Genomic DNA, 16,504 nt, shown 5'->3' on the forward strand with positions numbered 1-16,504 from the left:
GATTTAAGCAATGCCGTCAGCGCTTTTTTAGCTGCTCGAATCAAACCCAAATCCTGCTGAACCAGCAACCGGGAGACAGCTCCCTCGTAAATTAATTCGATAGTCAACGCGAGGTTATCATCAGTATTCTCGATAGTGGCTAAGCGTCGCTTGGTTTCTGCGAGGGATGCCGCTTTGTGGGCAATAGCTACCCGATGAATAAGATTGTCTTCGTCGGGGTATTCTGCGCTTGCATTAAGAAATACACAGCCACTGAAATGTTTACTCTGCACTAAAGCCTCCAACTCATCGAAACGGGCAAGCAGCAATTGTTCTGCAGACAATAAATGAGGATCATCCAACTCCCAAGCGGCCTGCTGGCGCTGACTAAAGGCAAGTAGTGCATCTCTGATTAACACTTCTTTCGATTCAAAGTGGCGATACATAGTGGTCTTAGAAATGCCGGAAACCTCTACTATGCGGTCTATGCCGGTTGCATGAAACCCTTCACTCATAAATAGATTGAGTGCAATATCAATCAACTGCTGTTTCTTTTTTGACACGGTAAATCCAATGTAGTGGCTGGCAATCTTGATATTGTAACAAGAATAGTACAGATCGGTAACTTTATATTGACCTGACGCACCTCACTCCGTAGAGTACCGATCTGTACTCTTTTGAAAAACACATGAGGTAATTATGATCACACTTTACAGCTTTCCTTTTTCACTACCCTGTTACCGAACGCGCTTAGCAGCGTGCCTACTGGGGCGTCCGGCCGAAATTGTTGAAATTGACATCACCAAAGGTGAACAGCAACAGGCTGATTTTTTACGCATCAACCCGCTAGGTCAGGTTCCGGCCTTAGTTGATCTCGAGTCGAATATAACCGTAAGCGATTCAGTTGCAATTTTGCGCTATCTGGCCAAAAACAGTGAAAATGAAAAGTGGTTGGGGGCTTCTCTGCAGCAGCAAACCCAGGTTGATATTCTGCTCAGCCTGACCAGTAATGAGCTTAAGGATTCGGTGGAAAAAGCCCGTCTAATTAACGCCTTCAAACTATTGCCGGAATCAGAATTTCCTGCTTGCGAGCAAGTTGCGTCAAAAATCCTGCCTATTCTAAATCAAAAGCTCGCAGGTAAAGATTGGTTAACCGGTAATACTCCGACCATTGCCGACATTGCTGTTTACTCGACTCTGATTTACATTGATGAAGCACAGCTTGCCTTAACCCCATACGAAAATATTCTCGCTTGGATAGCTCGCTTTGAAAGCTTAGCGGGTTACTTGAAACCGGTAAAAATGTGAGGTAATAAGTATGCTGCCAGAAATTTGTTTTTCAGCAGAATCCGAAGATCAGAAAACGCTGTTGGACAAGGTGTTAACAGAGCAGAAGTTCCTCAGCCCGGTTAATCGAAAATGTTCGGCATGGGCAGCAGCACTTGCTTGCCAGAATATATCGGTTATTGCTGTAGTCAAAGATCATCTCGGTGTGCCCACTGAAAATGAGCAGCGCGAACTACTGTTCGCGGTAAGCCGTATGTCGGTTACTAACCCTTACTTTGTCAGTCGTGGGATTATTGACTTGCAGGCGGGGGGCACGTTAGATGCACTGTGCTTTCGTTCGTTTTCCACTATTAAGGTCAGCAACGAGATTGCCTATCACTATGCCTGTATTGCCGTTTCCATAGTGAATGGCGGCCATGCCTGTTTTCACAGTCACTGCAGCAGTTTAAAGCAGCTCGGCGAAACCGATCAGGCTATTGATCAAGCGCTGCGCATTAGCGCTGCACTGATGGCTGCCCGGCAAATTGCATTTAATCAAACAGCCTTCTTCTAAATTTGGTGTTACAGTAGCTATTTTTAGTAAGCGGGCTGCAATGTGGATTTAGCTAATTTGAATATCATAATATATAGACCTGCAGGCTGCTTCTTTGCAACTTCAATCAAGCGCTTAGCAGGTACGACAGCATTCGCATTCCAAAATAAAGGATTTGATTCCAACGGTTTTCATTTCCCGGAAAAATGCGAAGGGCAGTGGTTTAATCGAAAAGTAGCAAGGTACTTAAAATGGATGAGTGTTCGCTATTTATCACCGGATAGTTTGGCTGTTATCAGCCCAATATCTAACCGTAAAGGGATAGTTTTCCTCGATGGTTACGCATTAGGTCGCTTGTAAATGATATATCATTTTTTTGCTATTCTTGCTTTTGTGGTCTGGGGACTAACCCCGGTGTTTTTTCATTATTTCCCGGCTGAGAACATGGCTGAGTTATGGGCGCAGCGAATCATCTGGTCATTCGTTTTAGTGGTACTTTGGTTAAAATTTACCGGCGTAAAGGTTGATCTAAAGAGACTCTGGCATGATAAGCGTTCATTTTTAGCAATCTCGATATCCGGGTTGCTAATGAATGTCTCCTGGTATGGTTTTGTTTATGCGCTTTCAAATAACTATGTGCTGGATGCAAGCATGGCCTACTTTATTGCGCCAATACTAACCGCTGGTTTTTCATGGTTTTTATTTAAAGATAAGACCGATAATATCCAGAGATTATCGCTTTTATTAATGTGTGGCGCTCTTATCTACCTTGCTGTCAGTCAGGGGGTTGCACCCAGTCTTTCTCTTGTTATTGCCGTTTCGTTTGCAGCCTATATGGCACTGAAAAAGCTGTCTAAGTTTAGTAATAAGGAAAACTTATATGTTGAAAATTTAATTCAGCTTCCTGCTGCTTTGATAACCGTATTAGTTGTTGCAGTAACCTATGATCCATCTCAAGCAGGTATACCTTATTATGTTCTTCTTGGGGCGGTTTTCCTGCAAATTCTCCCTGTTTTTCTGCTGTCCGCTGCCATCAGCAATGTAAATCTACAAAAGATTGTTGTTTATCAGTATGTCGAACCCACGCTGCATTTTTTACTCGCGGTCTTTGTCTACCATGAACGCCTGGATAAACCATTATTCAATACTCTGATTATTGTATGGGTAGCTATTGCTCTCTGGCTTTGTAATGAAAAGAAGAAATCTTCAAAAGCCAATACTCAACGAAAGCCTAATTAATGGATAATTAATGAAGTCGTTATTTTCTCTTTTCTGTTTGGTTTTGGGATTAAGGCTGAAATACAGCCGTGATTTTGTGAGCCGCTTTTAGGGTTGGAATAATTGCATACCAACCAGGCCCCATTATCATGAATACTCAACCTTTATATATTAAAAATGCACCGCTCATATTGGCTGACAATGTTCTAAACAATGCCAGTTTACCGATAGAAAATAGGAATATTTCTGCTATTAATCCTAAAATCGCCTGCAACTGGGCTGTCTTAAATTTACATAAATCAGATTATGGGATTGGCGTCGAAGTGCACAGATAATGCAGGTTATTAATGGCTCGGAAGACTGCAATAGTATTGTATCCAGATTGATTACATGCACGGGCAAAATAAGCCAGAGCTAGATGGCCAGTGTTACGTGATAGGCGCCTATCACGTTTTACTTAAATAAAATAAGAACTATTTTCTAGCCGTTCTTTTGCTGTTCAAACCACCACATAAATGCAAACATCAGCCCGGGTGTTTTTGCTATACTGACATCAAAAATAAGTGCTTTGGCTTCCTTTATCGGCAGGTACACAACTTCGATCATTTCAGCATCGACACCGCCGCCTTCACTGACCTTCATACTCTCATTAACTTCTGCATAGTAAAGTATTTGCCTGCTTCCGGCAAAACCTACGGAGGTATGAAAAGAGGTGATTTCTTCTATCCTTTCAAGCGCTATATCATAGCCGCACTCTTCTTCTATTTCCTCTTTGGCTATCTGCTCCAAAGAGAGGTTTTTATCGACGATGCCCGCACAGAGTTCAATGGTCAGGCCGTTATCATTGTTCAAATACACCGCAGGACGGAACTGTTCTACAAGCACAAAAGCCTGTTTTTCTTTATGATAAATAAGGATAGCCACGGAGTCATGCGCCTTGACGATTTCCCATGATTTTTTGACACCGTTTTGCTCATAGGTTGCCAGTGAAGTATTGATAAACTTCGGATCAACTAAAGGGTGAAGTTTAAAGTTTTTGAGCGTATTAACCATCTTAACTCCTTATACTTGTTGTCTGTGTATTACCATTCCAAAAAAGCATTAACTTCCTGATTATGATAAAAAATCAATGCTGTTTTGTTGCCTGTCTTTATTTTTTTATGATGAGTGCTGCACTGTCTGCGTTATTAAATTAAATTCGATTAGCATTCAGGTTTTCAATGAATCCAAGCATAGCATGGTAATAGTTTGTTTTATTTTGTCCTGCTCATATGACGGGATTAATTTTACAATAATTTTATATCGGCTAACTGGGGCGTGTAATCAGTAGAGAGTTAATCATAAGGGGAGTTTCTTAAAACTTCTCAGAGTTCGATTTTGAAGGTCATTTTATGGAAAAAGTAATAGCTGGATAAGTAATTATTTGCGATTAATGGATGTCCGCAATTATTCTGTAGCGATCGCGCATACACTAAATAAAACAACCATAAGCAATAAAACAAGCTGAGGCTAGGGCGAAAAAGCTCTAGAATTATCCTTCGTGGCTATCAATAGTAATAATCACCGCGTCCGGGCGCCAATATTCAAACTCACAATCAATAATAGTACCTTGCTGCTGATAATTAACCCTGCATATTTTTAATACTTGCTGACCCTGTGCCAAGTGCAGGGCGTCAGCAACCTGCTTATTCGCACCGCACAAAGTCACTTCAAAGCGTGAGCGTAAGGTTTGATAACCATACTGTTGTTGATAAAGCTGGGTTAAAGACTGACTTAAATCCTGTTTCAATATATTGGGAAAAAGCGCGCTGATCAGGCAGTTTTGTACATATAAAACGGGCCTGTTATCCACATAGCGCAGGCGCTCAATACAATATATTTCACTGCGTTTAGCCAAGCCTAACAGTTTGCTTTGCTGTGCATCGGCGAATTGTGTGTGCACCGCTAACACTTGCGTTTTGGCATTACGCTGCTGGTCATTAACCAGTTGATGAAAATGGCAACGTGATAGCGGGTTGTAAATTAAACGCGCAGGGCAAACAAACCAGCCACGGCGACTTTCACGGTAAATTACCCCTTCAATTTCTAAAGCCGACAGTGCTTCTTTAAGGGTAATGCGAGTGGTGGAAAAAAGGACACTTAACGCTCTTTCTGAGGGTAACTTCTGCGATCCATGCAATACATTCTTTGCTAATAGTTGCCTGAGGCTCTCTTGTATACGACTTAATTGCGTCGCTTGGGTGTTTTCCATGACTGACCTATTCCAGCGATTTAAAAGGCGTAAAAGTAGCACCCTTTAATGACAGAAATATGACAGACCTCTGATCAGCATGCAATACAAAACGGTCACTTTACCTTCTTTAAACTGTCACTTTACCTTCTTTAAACTGTCACTTTACCTTCTTTAAACTGTCACATTCCCGCTCTATGATGACAACTTACTTAACTGACCTAGTCCAGAGGAAATGCCATGAAAAAACTACTTACCATGACCACCTTAGCCGGTTGTCTGATTACGACTGTCGCACATGCGGATAATGATATTAATACTTTGATTGATAAGGCAAAAAGTGAGGGGCAACTGTACAGTATTGGTATGCCGGGTAGTTGGGCAAACTGGAAAGATACCTGGACAGATATGAGCAAGCTTTACGGTTTAAGCCATCAGGATACCGATATGAGTTCAGCGCAGGAAATAGCTAAGTTCGCCGCTGAAAAAAATAATGCCACGGCTGACATTGGTGATGTGGGCTTTGCTTTTGCCCGTGTCGCGGTGAAAAAAGGGGTGACACAAGCTTATAAACCAAGCACATGGGCGGAAATTCCTGATTGGGCAAAAGATAAAGATGGGCACTGGGCGATTGCCTATACCGGCACTATCTCTTTTTTAACCAACAATAACCTGGTGAAAAACCCACCCAAGAGTTGGGCTGATGTATTAGCTGGCGACTACAAAGTGACAGTGGGGGATGTAGGCACCGCAGCGCAGGCAAATAATGCCGTATTAGCGGCAGCATTTGCTAATGGTGGTAATGAGAAAAACATTGAGCCTGCATTAAAATTCTTTGCCGAATTGGCCAAGCAAGGGCGTTTATCCATGAATGAACCGAGCATTGCTAATATTGAAAAAGGGGAGGTTGCATTAGCCATTATGTGGGACTTTAATGCATTGAATTACCGCGCTAAAATCGACCGTTCACGCTTTACCGTGACTATTCCACAGGATGGCTCGGTTATTTCCGGCTATACCACGATTATCAATAAATATGCAAAAAATCCCAATGCTGCGAAACTCGCACGTGAATATATCTTCAGTGACCAGGGTCAAATCAATTTAGCAGAAGGTTATGCCCGTCCGATTCGTAGCAATGTGGCTCTGCCTGCAGCAACACAAGCGAAACTGCTTAGCAATGACCAGTACACTAATGTTTTCCCAATCTCTGACTTTAAAGACTGGGAAAAAACCGCGCGTAAATTGCCAAGACAATGGCAAGAAAACGTTCTTATCCATATCCAATAAGGGGCAGCAGCATGAGCAATAAAGTAATCTTTGTTGTTCTTGATGGCCTAAATTATCAAGTAGCCCAAAATTGTATGGGTTACTTGAGTGCCTTTATGGACAGCCAGCAAGCAACGACTTACCAAATCAGCAGTGAATTACCGTCATTATCACGGCCGTTATATGAATGTTTATTAACGGGTGAAGCGCCTGTACACAGCGGCATAGTCAATAACCAAGTGAGGCGTTTATCATTTAACAGCAGTGTGTTTAGCTTAGCGGCCCAAGCGGGGCTAACCACCGCTGCGGCGGCTTATCACTGGGTCAGCGAATTATACAATAGCAGCCCCTATAATCAGCAAAAAGATCGCGTCTGCAATGATAAATCCCTTAATATTCAACATGGTATGTTTTACCATCTAGACCATTATCCGGACACTATTTTGTTTGCCGATGCCGAGCATTTACGGCAAACCTATCAACCGGATTTTTTACTTATTCATCCGATGAATATTGATGATGCGGGCCATCGGTTTGGTTTGGACTCCCCCGAGTACCGCAATAGTGCCCGTCAGGCGGACATCATTTTATCGGATTATTTACCCACCTGGATAGAAGAAGGTTATCAAGTGGTGATCACCAGTGATCATGGCATGAATAATGATAAAACCCATGGGGGCACCTTAAAGGAGGAGCGCGCGGTGCCGCTGTTTTTACTTGGCACGCAGTTTAGCCAGAAAAGCGTTGATGTAAAACAAACTCAAATTTGCGGGCTGCTGTGTCAGTTATTGGGATTAGATGAACATCAAAAATCCTATCATCCCGCTTTATTAAAACAAGGTTAAGCCGATGAATAGCACTGTATTACCCGGCGTAGCACAGATAAAAACAGGGCGTTTTGAAAAATTTAAAACGCTGTCACTAAAGCGATTCAGACCCTTATGGCTATTATTGCCTTTTTTGCTGCTGTTTTTTTTATTTCAAATTGCGCCGATGATTTGGATAGTGCTTAACAGCTTTGTAGTTGATCAACAGGTGAGTTTAGAAAACTATCAAACTATCTTTAATTCGGCCTTTATTTTACAGGCCTTTGGCAATAGTTTATGGCTGGCGTTCTGGTCCAGTAGTATTAGCCTAATTTTAGCGCTGTTTTTTGTGGCCTCACTACGCAAAGTTGACTCTGGCTTGCGTGATGCCGTGGTGGCTTTTACCAATATGGCCGCCAACTTCAGTGGTGTGCCTTTGGCTTTCGCTTTTATTATTATCCTAGGATTTAACGGTGCTGTGACTTTGCTGTTAAAAAAAGTGGGTCTGATTGATGATTTTAATCTCTATGGACAGTGGGGACTATTAACCCTGTATGTGTATTTCCAGGTGCCACTTGCAACCTTATTGCTGTATCCCGCTTTTGATGCTTTACAGGATGACTGGCAAGCTGCCTGTACTTTATTAGGCGCAAAAAAATGGCAGTTTTGGACGGAGATTGCATTGCCGGTTTTATCGCCTGCTATCTTGGGTACCTTTATTATTTTAATTGCTAACGCGATCGGTGCCTATGCCAGTGTCTATGCCTTAACCACGGGTAACTACAATGTGGTTACGGTGCGCATCGCCAGTTTAGTGTCGGGGGATCTTTTCTTAGAGCCTAATTTAGCGGCGGCGATTTCTGTGCTGTTAATGGGTATTTTGGGCTTGATAACTTTTATTAATCAAACCTTAATTCGCCGGAGTTACCATGAAAAATGCTGAGCAGCTTTATCATCAAAGCTTAGTTTATGGGCTGTGCAGCCTATTATTTTTACCCATATTCGCGACCTTTCTTTATTCCATCTCCTCTTCCTGGGGGGCGAGTATTTTACCCGATGGTCTGAGTTTTAAATGGTACCTGCTGCTGTGGCAGGATATCCGTTTTTTTGAGGCGTTTGGGCGTTCGTTATTAATCAGCTGCAGCGCTTTATTACTCTGTGCGGTGCTTATTTTACCGGTTATGTTTGTGCTGTTTTATTACTTCCCGAAGCTGCAAGGAATATTTAATTTACTGATTTTATTACCCTTTGCTGTGCCTCCTGTGGTCTCGTCCGTGGGTTTATTACAACTCTATGCAGGCAGTGCCGTGCCGATAGTGGGGACGCCTTGGATTTTAATAGGCACTTACTTCACCATAGCCGTGCCGTTTATGTATCGTGCTATAGCCAATAGTTTTAGTGCCTTGAACCTGCATGATTTAATGGATTCTGCTCATCTATTAGGTGCAAGCACCACACAAGCATTCTTTATGATAGTACTGCCCAACCTTAAAAAAGGGCTGCTTGCGGCGCTATTTTTATCCTTTTCATTTTTATTAGGGGAATTTGTTTTCGCTAATATGTTGGTAGGCACCCGTTACGAAACCCTGCAGATTTATTTATACAATATGCGTCAAACCAGCGGGCACTTCACCTCCGCATTGGTTATCAGCTATTTTGCATTTATCTTTTTATTCACCTGGCTTGCCAGCCGGATCAGCCGAGGTACTCACTCATGAGTTTTGTCACCGTTAAACACCTGTTAAAACGTTTTGACCAGCATACTGTTTTTGAAGATATCAATTTCACCATTAATCAGGGTGAATTTATCACCTTATTAGGGCCGAGTGGCTGTGGGAAATCTACCCTGCTGCGCAGCCTGGCGGGTTTGCATGATCTGGATTCCGGTGAAATCTGGGTGGATAATAAAAACATCACCGCAGTCCAACCGCAACAACGCGATATTGGTATGGTATTTCAGTCCTACGCTTTATTTCCAAATATGACAGTGCAGGAGAATATCGCTTTTGGTTTGAAAATGAAAAAGTTACCTGGTGCGGAAATTAAAAGGCAAGTGGCTAAGATTATTGAGTTGGTCGAGCTAAGCGGAAAAGAGCGAGTTTACCCGCAGCAATTATCTGGCGGGCAAAGACAGCGCGTCGCTTTGGCACGTGCCTTAGTGGTTAAACCGCAATTATTGTTGCTCGATGAACCGCTGTCAGCCTTAGATGCGCCTATTCGTAAAAATTTACGTCAGCAAATTAAATCTATTCAAAAAGAGCTCAATCTTACCACCCTATTTGTTACCCACGATCAGGAAGAGGCGATGATCCTTTCCGACCGAATATTTCTAATGAACAAAGGAAAAATCGTGCAGCAAGGCAGCGCCGAGGATATTTATACGCAGCCCTGTAATGAGTTTGTGGCCAGTTTTATGGGCAACTATAACGTGCTTAGCGCCCCGCAAGCATCACAATTATTAGGTTTAGATATTCAAGGTAAATTAGCCATTCGTCCCGAATCTATTTATGTACGCGAGAGTGGCCGGGAATATGCGGCGCATATCTCCAAACCTACCCCGGCTATTATTAAAAACCACCAGCTGTTAGGCAATGTTATCCGTTACCAGGTGCAAGTAAAGGGCTGCGAGATTGCCGTCGATCTCCTCAACCGCTCTTCCGAGCGTTTATTACAACCGGGTAGCAAATTAGAGTTGCTCTTTAACCTCAACGAACTGCAGCAAGTGAGCTAATAATGAGTGATCCTTTAACCATATTTGATTTAGATGAAACCTTAATTTCCGGTGATAGCGGGCTGATTTGGAATGAATTTCTGGTCCAGCAAGGTATTATTACGAACCCCGGTTTTTTACAGGAAGACAGGCGTTTAATGGCGTTATACGCTTTGGGTGAATTAGATATGCAAGCCTATCTGCATTTTGTGATGGACCCGATTAGTCAATTGCCCTGCGCAGAAGTAGACCGTTTAGCTGAATTATGCGTGACCCAGCAGATATTACCGCGCTTATACCCTCAGGCAAAAAGCATGTTGGCGGATTTACAAGCGCAGAAAATCGATACCCTGATGATCTCCGCAACGGTCAGTTTTTTAGTGGAAAAAGTGGCAAAAAAACTCGCTTTCAAAGATGCTATGGGCATTAATTTAGTCGTAGAAAATGGCTGTTATAGCGCGCAGATTTCAGGTACGGCAACTTATCGCAGCGGTAAAGTAAAACGCCTTAAGCAATGGCTGGCTGAGCAGCCTACTGTATTTGCACCCATTGATTTTTATACTGACTCGATTAATGATTTACCGCTGTGTCTGCACGTCGATCATCCCACTATGGTTAATCCCTGTGCGCAATTAAAAAAACAAGCACAACGCTACCAATGGCCGGTTCTTGCCTGGTAACGCTGTTTTAGCAAAGCGGTGGAAAAGCCGATATTTAATCGCTGTCGGCAGATCTTCCATAAAATCTCGGGAATAGGTGCATACTACTGAGATCTACGACAGGATTATTTCTTAAGGTCTTGAGCTCCTTGAACACTCAAGACCTTCGCCTCTTTTTCTGTAAGCTGCCAGATCACCTTAAATACTGCAATTTCCCCAAGGGTTTTTAAATGACTTAATTTTGGTGGTTTTTGGTTTTACAGCGACGATTTTTGCATCCCTGTTAGAGGCCATAGTTAGCATCTACTAAATCCCCTACCTCAACGTTTTTAATAAGTGATTTTTCCTCTAACCATTTTGATAAGGCCTGACGATCTTCTTCTGAAACTGAGCCGTACCGATCACTTGAAGACACGAAAGTATCAAATACATCAAGTCCACCTCCACCAGCAATCATTAAGTTTCTCGATTCAACAAAATCTACTATTTCATCCAGAAAAGGGTCTAAAGCAGTTTCATCCATCTCCTTAAAGCTTAATGACACTTCAAATCCATAAACTGTGTATTCGTTAACATATAATTTTTTACGAAGTCGACGGCTTCTTTTTACATTCTGATCAATCTTCATTTTGCCTCTCTTGTATTTCATTTATCAGGTCACAAAATATAAAGCTGAATATCTATCTTAAACATTCGCTTAGCTTATGATTAAACCACCTATTCTGGTTTAACACCATCATTCACTGCGTTCGCTTGCTGCCCGTGTCTTATTCAAGTCGTGCAGGAAAATAACCCTTCGGAATAATAACTGGACAGCAGTGCGGCGAGATAAGTCGGTATTAGATTAGAGCCTTAGTTCGCTAAGGTTAGTGAACCGCTGAACCCCCGATTGATGGGCTTTGTATCCTAAGGTGCCGAGTTAAGCGCTGACAGGGGAAGCCACAGGCCGCTTATTTTGAAATCTTGCATAATTAAGGTGGTTGACCTTGTTGGGTGAGGAGGAAGGCAATACGATAAATAGTCCTGTTACCGGGCGGAACTTCCTGGCGATTTTATCTCAAGTGAAAAATGGGAAATCCGTCTGTTGAATTATTTAATAATGATTTTAAACTACTGGGTATCCCTCCTTTTATGATTATTAGACTACATCGAACCGTGCGCTCTGCGCGAATCGAACCATTCGCCCTTGGTGATTTGCCACTTGTCTAATAATACGTGATCACCTTTGTCTTCAACTCTTGCAGTAAAATCGGAAACAGCATGTTTATTAAAAGCCTCGATAAACGTATGAACTTCCATAGTAGTCGAATTTAATTCTTCTTTGGTAGGGAATCTACGTAGTACCATAAGTGCCATTTGTTTTTCCTTTTTTGATTGATGATTATATAACCCATAACGAGGCTGTAGAATTGCTCATTTTCAGCCTGCCTATTTAAAATGAAGCTCACGGTATTTTATATTTACTTGATGTTCAACATATTAATTTATGATGGGTATTTTCCCTTGGCTTAATGTAAGTTTTATGGGGCTGTTTATGACTATCCACTTTTTAGCGAATAATTTTGCTAATGCATGATTCAAAGTATGATCAGAAATATAGGCTGGAGGTTATTGGTTCTTCTTGATGGCAGAACCACAAGTCCGCATGTGCACAGCTGGTGGGGGGGGGGATGTACAGTCAAGTATATAAGTAACACTTCGTTATACATACATAGGTGACAGTTTACAGTCCAGTAAAAACAACAAAGCCCCGATATACGGGGCTTTGAGTGTAATAATTAACAACCTGAAACAGGCTAAAACATTACTCTATGTTTTGTACATAACTACGGAGTGATAAGTTTAATTGATTTTAAATCAGTAAGTTATGGAGTATTGGCTCAAGATAAAGCTGTCTGTGTCACCAGTTGGGTTGCTTCAGCCTAAATATAAGGGGTTATATCTCTATTATGTTATGACTCATCAAAAATAACCTTATGTTCTATTGCTTCGACGAAACTGCAATGACCAACTAAATATAGTCACGCTTTAGAGTTATTTTTTGCAATTTACAAACATTAGGTACTAACACCCTAAGCGCATTACAAACTAAGACGAAGCGACTAAATGCTATGCTCGTTATCGGGAGTAAGCGAGCATTAGTTTTTTACAAAGGAGGTGCTTAGAGGCACATTGCTCCTTACGATCTACTTTTTAAGTGTGCCATTCTGGTAAGGTTTGTAGGCTTGACCGTTTTTACCCTAATGGATCCCTTCAAAGGCTGAAAATATGGCTGAATTAAACAAGGGGCCATTATAGAATAGCCCTTGTCCAATCTGCACATTAGTAATAATACTTCAGCCCAACGCCTAAAAATTCAATATCATTTTTATCTAGTGAATAGTGATCATACAAAAGGCTTACCTCCATATCATCTAACCATTTATAGCCCAGCTCTGCGCCATAAAAAAGATCATGGCCGCTGTCGTTAACATGCGTTGATGAAGCGCTATCATTTCTTAACTGGGCAGCACTTTTACTTTTCCAGTTAAACTGGCCCAAGTGTCCTTGTACAAAAAAACGCTCTGTTAGCATAAATTGGTATCCCACACTGGCACCCCAACCATCGGCTGATTGAGGCTGCACCTCGGAAACAAGTTGTTGAAATTCATCAGGATAAATGGCCTGACCGTTGATCGTAGCATCAAATCCCCCTAAATCCTGATAACCCACTATCAGTTGCCAATGCTCAAGAACCCCCTCCTCAAAACGGTAAATGGCGTCGACTCCCCAACCCTGGCCTTTATCATCTAACGATGTGACCTGTGCATCTGCACCCAAATTAGCGAGTTGCTGATTTAACTCGTCATTACTAATGTCAGCTTTTGTTTGTCCATAGTTAACGGCGGTACCCCAATCAGCTTTGGCAGGCAGACTTATTGCGTTAACCAGCAACAGCAGGGCGATAAAGCCTCTTTTTTTTCTGATTATAAACACAGGGGTTAGTAACAACATCCATATTGACATAGCGCCACCTGATTTTGATTTATTATCCACAACAACGGGTTGATAGGCCTTAACGGTCACGGTCACCGTACCGCTAGCTGTTCCACCATTGCCATCGCTAATGCTGTAAACTAAGGTATCATTACCAACAAAATCGGTTGCCGGCATATAGCTAATTTGCAGCCCACTTATACTTACTTCCCCAAAATCAGCCGAGACATTGGAAATAGTTAAACTATCACCGTCTTCATCACTGATCATGTTCGTAACATCAATGATTAGCAGGCTATTCCATAAGACGCTTTGCGTCGTATTTTGCGCAGTTGGCATATTATTGCCATTACGGTAAACACTGACGCCACTCGGATCAACAATGGTGCCATTGGCTAAGCCGTCATTATCATTCGGACCACCATCATTGATCATTAACTGCACACACCAATCACCCTCATTAAGACCCAATTTCCATGATGCATCTTGTGGTGGAGGACAATAGCCACGGTGTCCCGGTGATGAAAATACCGCATTATTGGCATTTTTAACATATTCCATCCAACCCGCTGTTTTTGAGTATTTACGATAAACCGCATCGGCCGGAATAGGTAAAAGTTGTGGTAATACAATGTAGTATTTTTGCCCTGCTTGAGGAAGGCCATAAGCAATGTAGTCAAATATACCACCAACATTAATGGCATCATCATCATTACCGACAGAATTTGCTAGATCTTGCTCATTGAGCAAGCTACCGCCACTTTCGTTACCTGCTGAAGCGGCGCCTTTTCTTAAGCAAACACCCGCGTCACCTTCAACCAAGAAACTTAGTTGCTGACTCACTTTTTCAGGGGTAACATTACAGGCTGTAATGGCATCCTGATAATCGGGAATACCATCTTTATCTTGATCGCCATACCCTTCTTGTGAGTCGGGGATCAGGTCGCCATCACTATCTGCTGCGGTTAATACTGGTAACGCCGTTATCACCTCTAGGTAAACCTCTGCGCGCGTTGATTTAACGGGATTACCATTATCGGTTACGGTGACACTAATCGGGTAAATACCCTCAGTTAATGTGTCAAGGGCAATAGAGATTGCTGCCGCATCTTTATTACTGAGCAGGGATTGCAGTGCATCATTACTACTTGCCCATTGATAATAGTGCGTATCAAGTTCATTAGCATCAGATACTTGAGCTCTGATATTCACCTCGCCGCCATCTCGAGTTAACAAGAAACGTTGTTGTTGTCCTTGTTCAACCAACAGCGCAACTTCAGGTGACAGATTGCCTTCGCTGATGGTGATTATTTGACTGGCTTGTGGAGATACATTGACCGTATCCGATAGCAAAATTCGGATCGTTTCTGACTCATCAAATTCATTGTCAGTGAACACGTTAAAATTGATTAGCGCTTCATTGCTGCTGTCAATACTGACTTCCCCAGCAACGAGATCATGATCTTCTCCGCTTACAGCAGAGCCTGATACGCTAAATGGCACCACAACAGGATAACCAGGTGAATTACCGTTAAGCATAACTTTTAATTCGACTTTGTTGCCTTCGGCCACAGTTTGATCTTTGCTAATTGACACTAGAGGATGAATTAATACATTCTGTGCCGATACTGTTTTATTACCCTTGCTATCAATGGCTTGCCAATATACTTGATGTGCACCAGGAGAAAACATGGTTTTTCCGTCAACCAGTGATGTAGCGACAGGGTTGCCTAAGTAATCAATCGCGGTAGCAACACCCAATTTAGCCTTGGTAAATAATCCCGAGGCCTTCACTTCAATATCATTAGGCAAGGTGATTTCTGGTGCGCTTTCAGGCAAGGCACCATTAATAGTTAAGCTAACATAAGCTTTATCTTTGCCTTGCTGCCCATCATCAACTAAGTATTCAAGATTCACAGTACCAATGAAGCCTTGCTCTGCCTGATAAAGTAGTTGATTCTCAACAATGCTGACGGATCCAATCGCGGCAGAAGCACCTGTAATAGTTAGTGAATCAGTATCAATATCACTGTCATTGTCCAGCACTGCGAGCATATATTGGTTAGTGGCCGTTTGGGCGAAACTAAATTGATCATCTTGTGCGATGGGGATGTCGTTGACCGATGCGACCGTCACATTAACAGTTTTATCTGTACTGAAACCTTGACCGTCGGTCAAAGTAACCACAAAAGAATCAACACCGTTATAGTTCGCTATTGGCGTATACAGAATGTCGTTAGCCGTAATAGTCAGTGAGCCATGTTCAGGCTTAGTTTGTTCTGTTACTGTTACCGTATCATTATCAATATCAGTGTAACTAAACGCTAACGTTTTATTGCCGTCTTCATCAACCGTCAAGGTGCTATCGATGGTAATAACCGGTTTATCGTTAATTGAGCTGATCGTCACGTTGATGGTTTTATCTATACTGAAACCTTGACCGTCGGTTAAGGTCACCACAAAGCTGTCCATACCGTTATAGTTCGCTATTGGCCTATACAGAATATCACCCGCGGTGATCACCAGTGAGCCATGCTCCGGCGCCGTTTTTTCTGTTGCTGTTACCGTATCCTTATCGATGTCGGTGTAGCTAAAGGACAGGGTTTGATTGCCGTCTTCATCAACCGTTAGGGTATTGTCAATGGTAATAACCGGCTCATCATTAATATTCGCAACGGTAATAGTAAAGTGCTGCTCTGCTTGCACATTATCATTATCAACAACAATCAGAGTGACATCATTTGCGCCGACATTATCGTTACTTGGGGTGCCAATTAAGGTTGCACTTCCGTTTCCTAAATCAGATAGAGTCAACCATGAAAACAAACATGCCACCCA

Annotated in this window: 17 protein-coding genes; 11 read left to right on the forward strand and 6 right to left on the reverse strand. The window is 42.3% G+C overall.

Annotated elements, in window-relative coordinates:
* A partial coding sequence (locus CXF72_RS12780; protein WP_101039396.1) for a TetR family transcriptional regulator occupies positions 1-542 on the reverse strand: 542 nt, incomplete at its 3' end.
* Between the two features lie 136 nt (positions 543-678).
* Here CXF72_RS12780 and CXF72_RS12785 point away from each other — a divergent pair.
* The 5 genes from CXF72_RS12785 (at position 679) to CXF72_RS19605 (ending at position 3,351) form a co-directional block, all read left to right on the forward strand.
* Positions 679-1,287 (forward strand): glutathione S-transferase family protein, encoded by a 609-nt coding sequence (locus tag CXF72_RS12785; protein WP_101039397.1) that lies wholly within the window; start codon positions 679-681, stop codon positions 1,285-1,287.
* 10 nt (positions 1,288-1,297) lie between these two features.
* Complete coding sequence (locus CXF72_RS12790; RefSeq protein ID WP_101039398.1) at positions 1,298-1,819, forward strand: carboxymuconolactone decarboxylase family protein; 522 nt, start codon at positions 1,298-1,300, stop codon at positions 1,817-1,819.
* A 42-nt stretch (positions 1,820-1,861) separates the two neighbouring features.
* Positions 1,862-2,158, forward strand: coding sequence for a hypothetical protein (locus CXF72_RS19395; protein ID WP_157823259.1), 297 nt, complete (start codon positions 1,862-1,864; stop codon positions 2,156-2,158).
* Positions 2,159-3,037 (forward strand): EamA family transporter, encoded by an 879-nt coding sequence (locus tag CXF72_RS12795; RefSeq protein ID WP_101039399.1) that lies wholly within the window; start codon positions 2,159-2,161, stop codon positions 3,035-3,037.
* A gap of 128 nt (positions 3,038-3,165) precedes the next feature.
* Positions 3,166-3,351 (forward strand): hypothetical protein, encoded by a 186-nt coding sequence (locus tag CXF72_RS19605; protein WP_198552594.1) that lies wholly within the window; start codon positions 3,166-3,168, stop codon positions 3,349-3,351.
* A gap of 145 nt (positions 3,352-3,496) precedes the next feature.
* Here CXF72_RS19605 and CXF72_RS12805 read toward each other — a convergent pair whose 3' ends face one another.
* Together CXF72_RS12805 and CXF72_RS12810 are read right to left on the reverse strand one after the other, a co-directional pair.
* Entirely contained in the window at positions 3,497-4,069 is a 573-nt protein-coding gene (locus CXF72_RS12805) for an NUDIX domain-containing protein (RefSeq protein WP_101039400.1), read from the reverse strand.
* A gap of 478 nt (positions 4,070-4,547) precedes the next feature.
* Positions 4,548-5,267, reverse strand: coding sequence for a UTRA domain-containing protein (locus tag CXF72_RS12810; RefSeq protein WP_101039401.1), 720 nt, complete (start codon positions 5,265-5,267; stop codon positions 4,548-4,550).
* A 219-nt stretch (positions 5,268-5,486) separates the two neighbouring features.
* On the opposite strand from CXF72_RS12810, the gene CXF72_RS12815 reads away from it, so the two are divergent.
* The 6 genes from CXF72_RS12815 to CXF72_RS12840 are packed head-to-tail and all read left to right on the forward strand — an operon-like array spanning position 5,487 to position 10,711.
* The gene (locus CXF72_RS12815) at positions 5,487-6,536 is read left to right on the forward strand and encodes an ABC transporter substrate-binding protein (RefSeq protein ID WP_101039402.1); all 1,050 of its coding nucleotides are present in this window, start codon (positions 5,487-5,489) and stop codon (positions 6,534-6,536) included.
* 11 nt (positions 6,537-6,547) lie between these two features.
* A complete protein-coding gene (locus tag CXF72_RS12820) occupies positions 6,548-7,360 on the forward strand; it encodes an alkaline phosphatase family protein (RefSeq protein WP_101039403.1) in 813 nt (270 codons plus the stop codon).
* Between the two features lie 4 nt (positions 7,361-7,364).
* Entirely contained in the window at positions 7,365-8,264 is a 900-nt protein-coding gene (locus tag CXF72_RS12825) for an ABC transporter permease (protein WP_101039404.1), read from the forward strand.
* A complete protein-coding gene (locus tag CXF72_RS12830; RefSeq protein ID WP_101039405.1) occupies positions 8,251-9,039 on the forward strand; it encodes an ABC transporter permease in 789 nt (262 codons plus the stop codon). The genes CXF72_RS12825 and CXF72_RS12830 overlap by 14 nt, the downstream gene beginning before the upstream one ends.
* Positions 9,036-10,052: an ABC transporter ATP-binding protein gene (locus tag CXF72_RS12835; protein WP_101039406.1), complete on the forward strand. Its 1,017-nt coding sequence runs from the start codon at positions 9,036-9,038 to the stop codon at positions 10,050-10,052. Before CXF72_RS12830 ends, CXF72_RS12835 begins: the two co-directional genes overlap by 4 nt.
* 2 nt (positions 10,053-10,054) lie before the next feature.
* Entirely contained in the window at positions 10,055-10,711 is a 657-nt protein-coding gene (locus CXF72_RS12840; RefSeq protein WP_101039407.1) for an HAD family hydrolase, read from the forward strand.
* A 262-nt stretch (positions 10,712-10,973) separates the two neighbouring features.
* On the opposite strand, the gene CXF72_RS12845 is transcribed toward CXF72_RS12840, so the two are convergent.
* From CXF72_RS12845 to CXF72_RS12855, 3 genes are all read right to left on the reverse strand, one after another.
* Positions 10,974-11,318: a YggL family protein gene (locus CXF72_RS12845; RefSeq protein ID WP_232784978.1), complete on the reverse strand. Its 345-nt coding sequence runs from the start codon at positions 11,316-11,318 to the stop codon at positions 10,974-10,976.
* 515 nt (positions 11,319-11,833) lie between these two features.
* Positions 11,834-12,046: a hypothetical protein gene (locus tag CXF72_RS12850; protein WP_101039409.1), complete on the reverse strand. Its 213-nt coding sequence runs from the start codon at positions 12,044-12,046 to the stop codon at positions 11,834-11,836.
* A gap of 966 nt (positions 12,047-13,012) precedes the next feature.
* Positions 13,013-16,492, reverse strand: a complete 3,480-nt coding sequence (locus tag CXF72_RS12855) for an Ig-like domain-containing protein (RefSeq protein ID WP_198552595.1) — start codon at positions 16,490-16,492, stop codon at positions 13,013-13,015.
* Between the last annotated feature and the right edge of the window lie 12 nt (positions 16,493-16,504).

The organism is Psychromonas sp. MB-3u-54, from assembly GCF_002836415.1.
Lineage (GTDB): Bacteria > Pseudomonadota > Gammaproteobacteria > Enterobacterales > Psychromonadaceae > Psychromonas.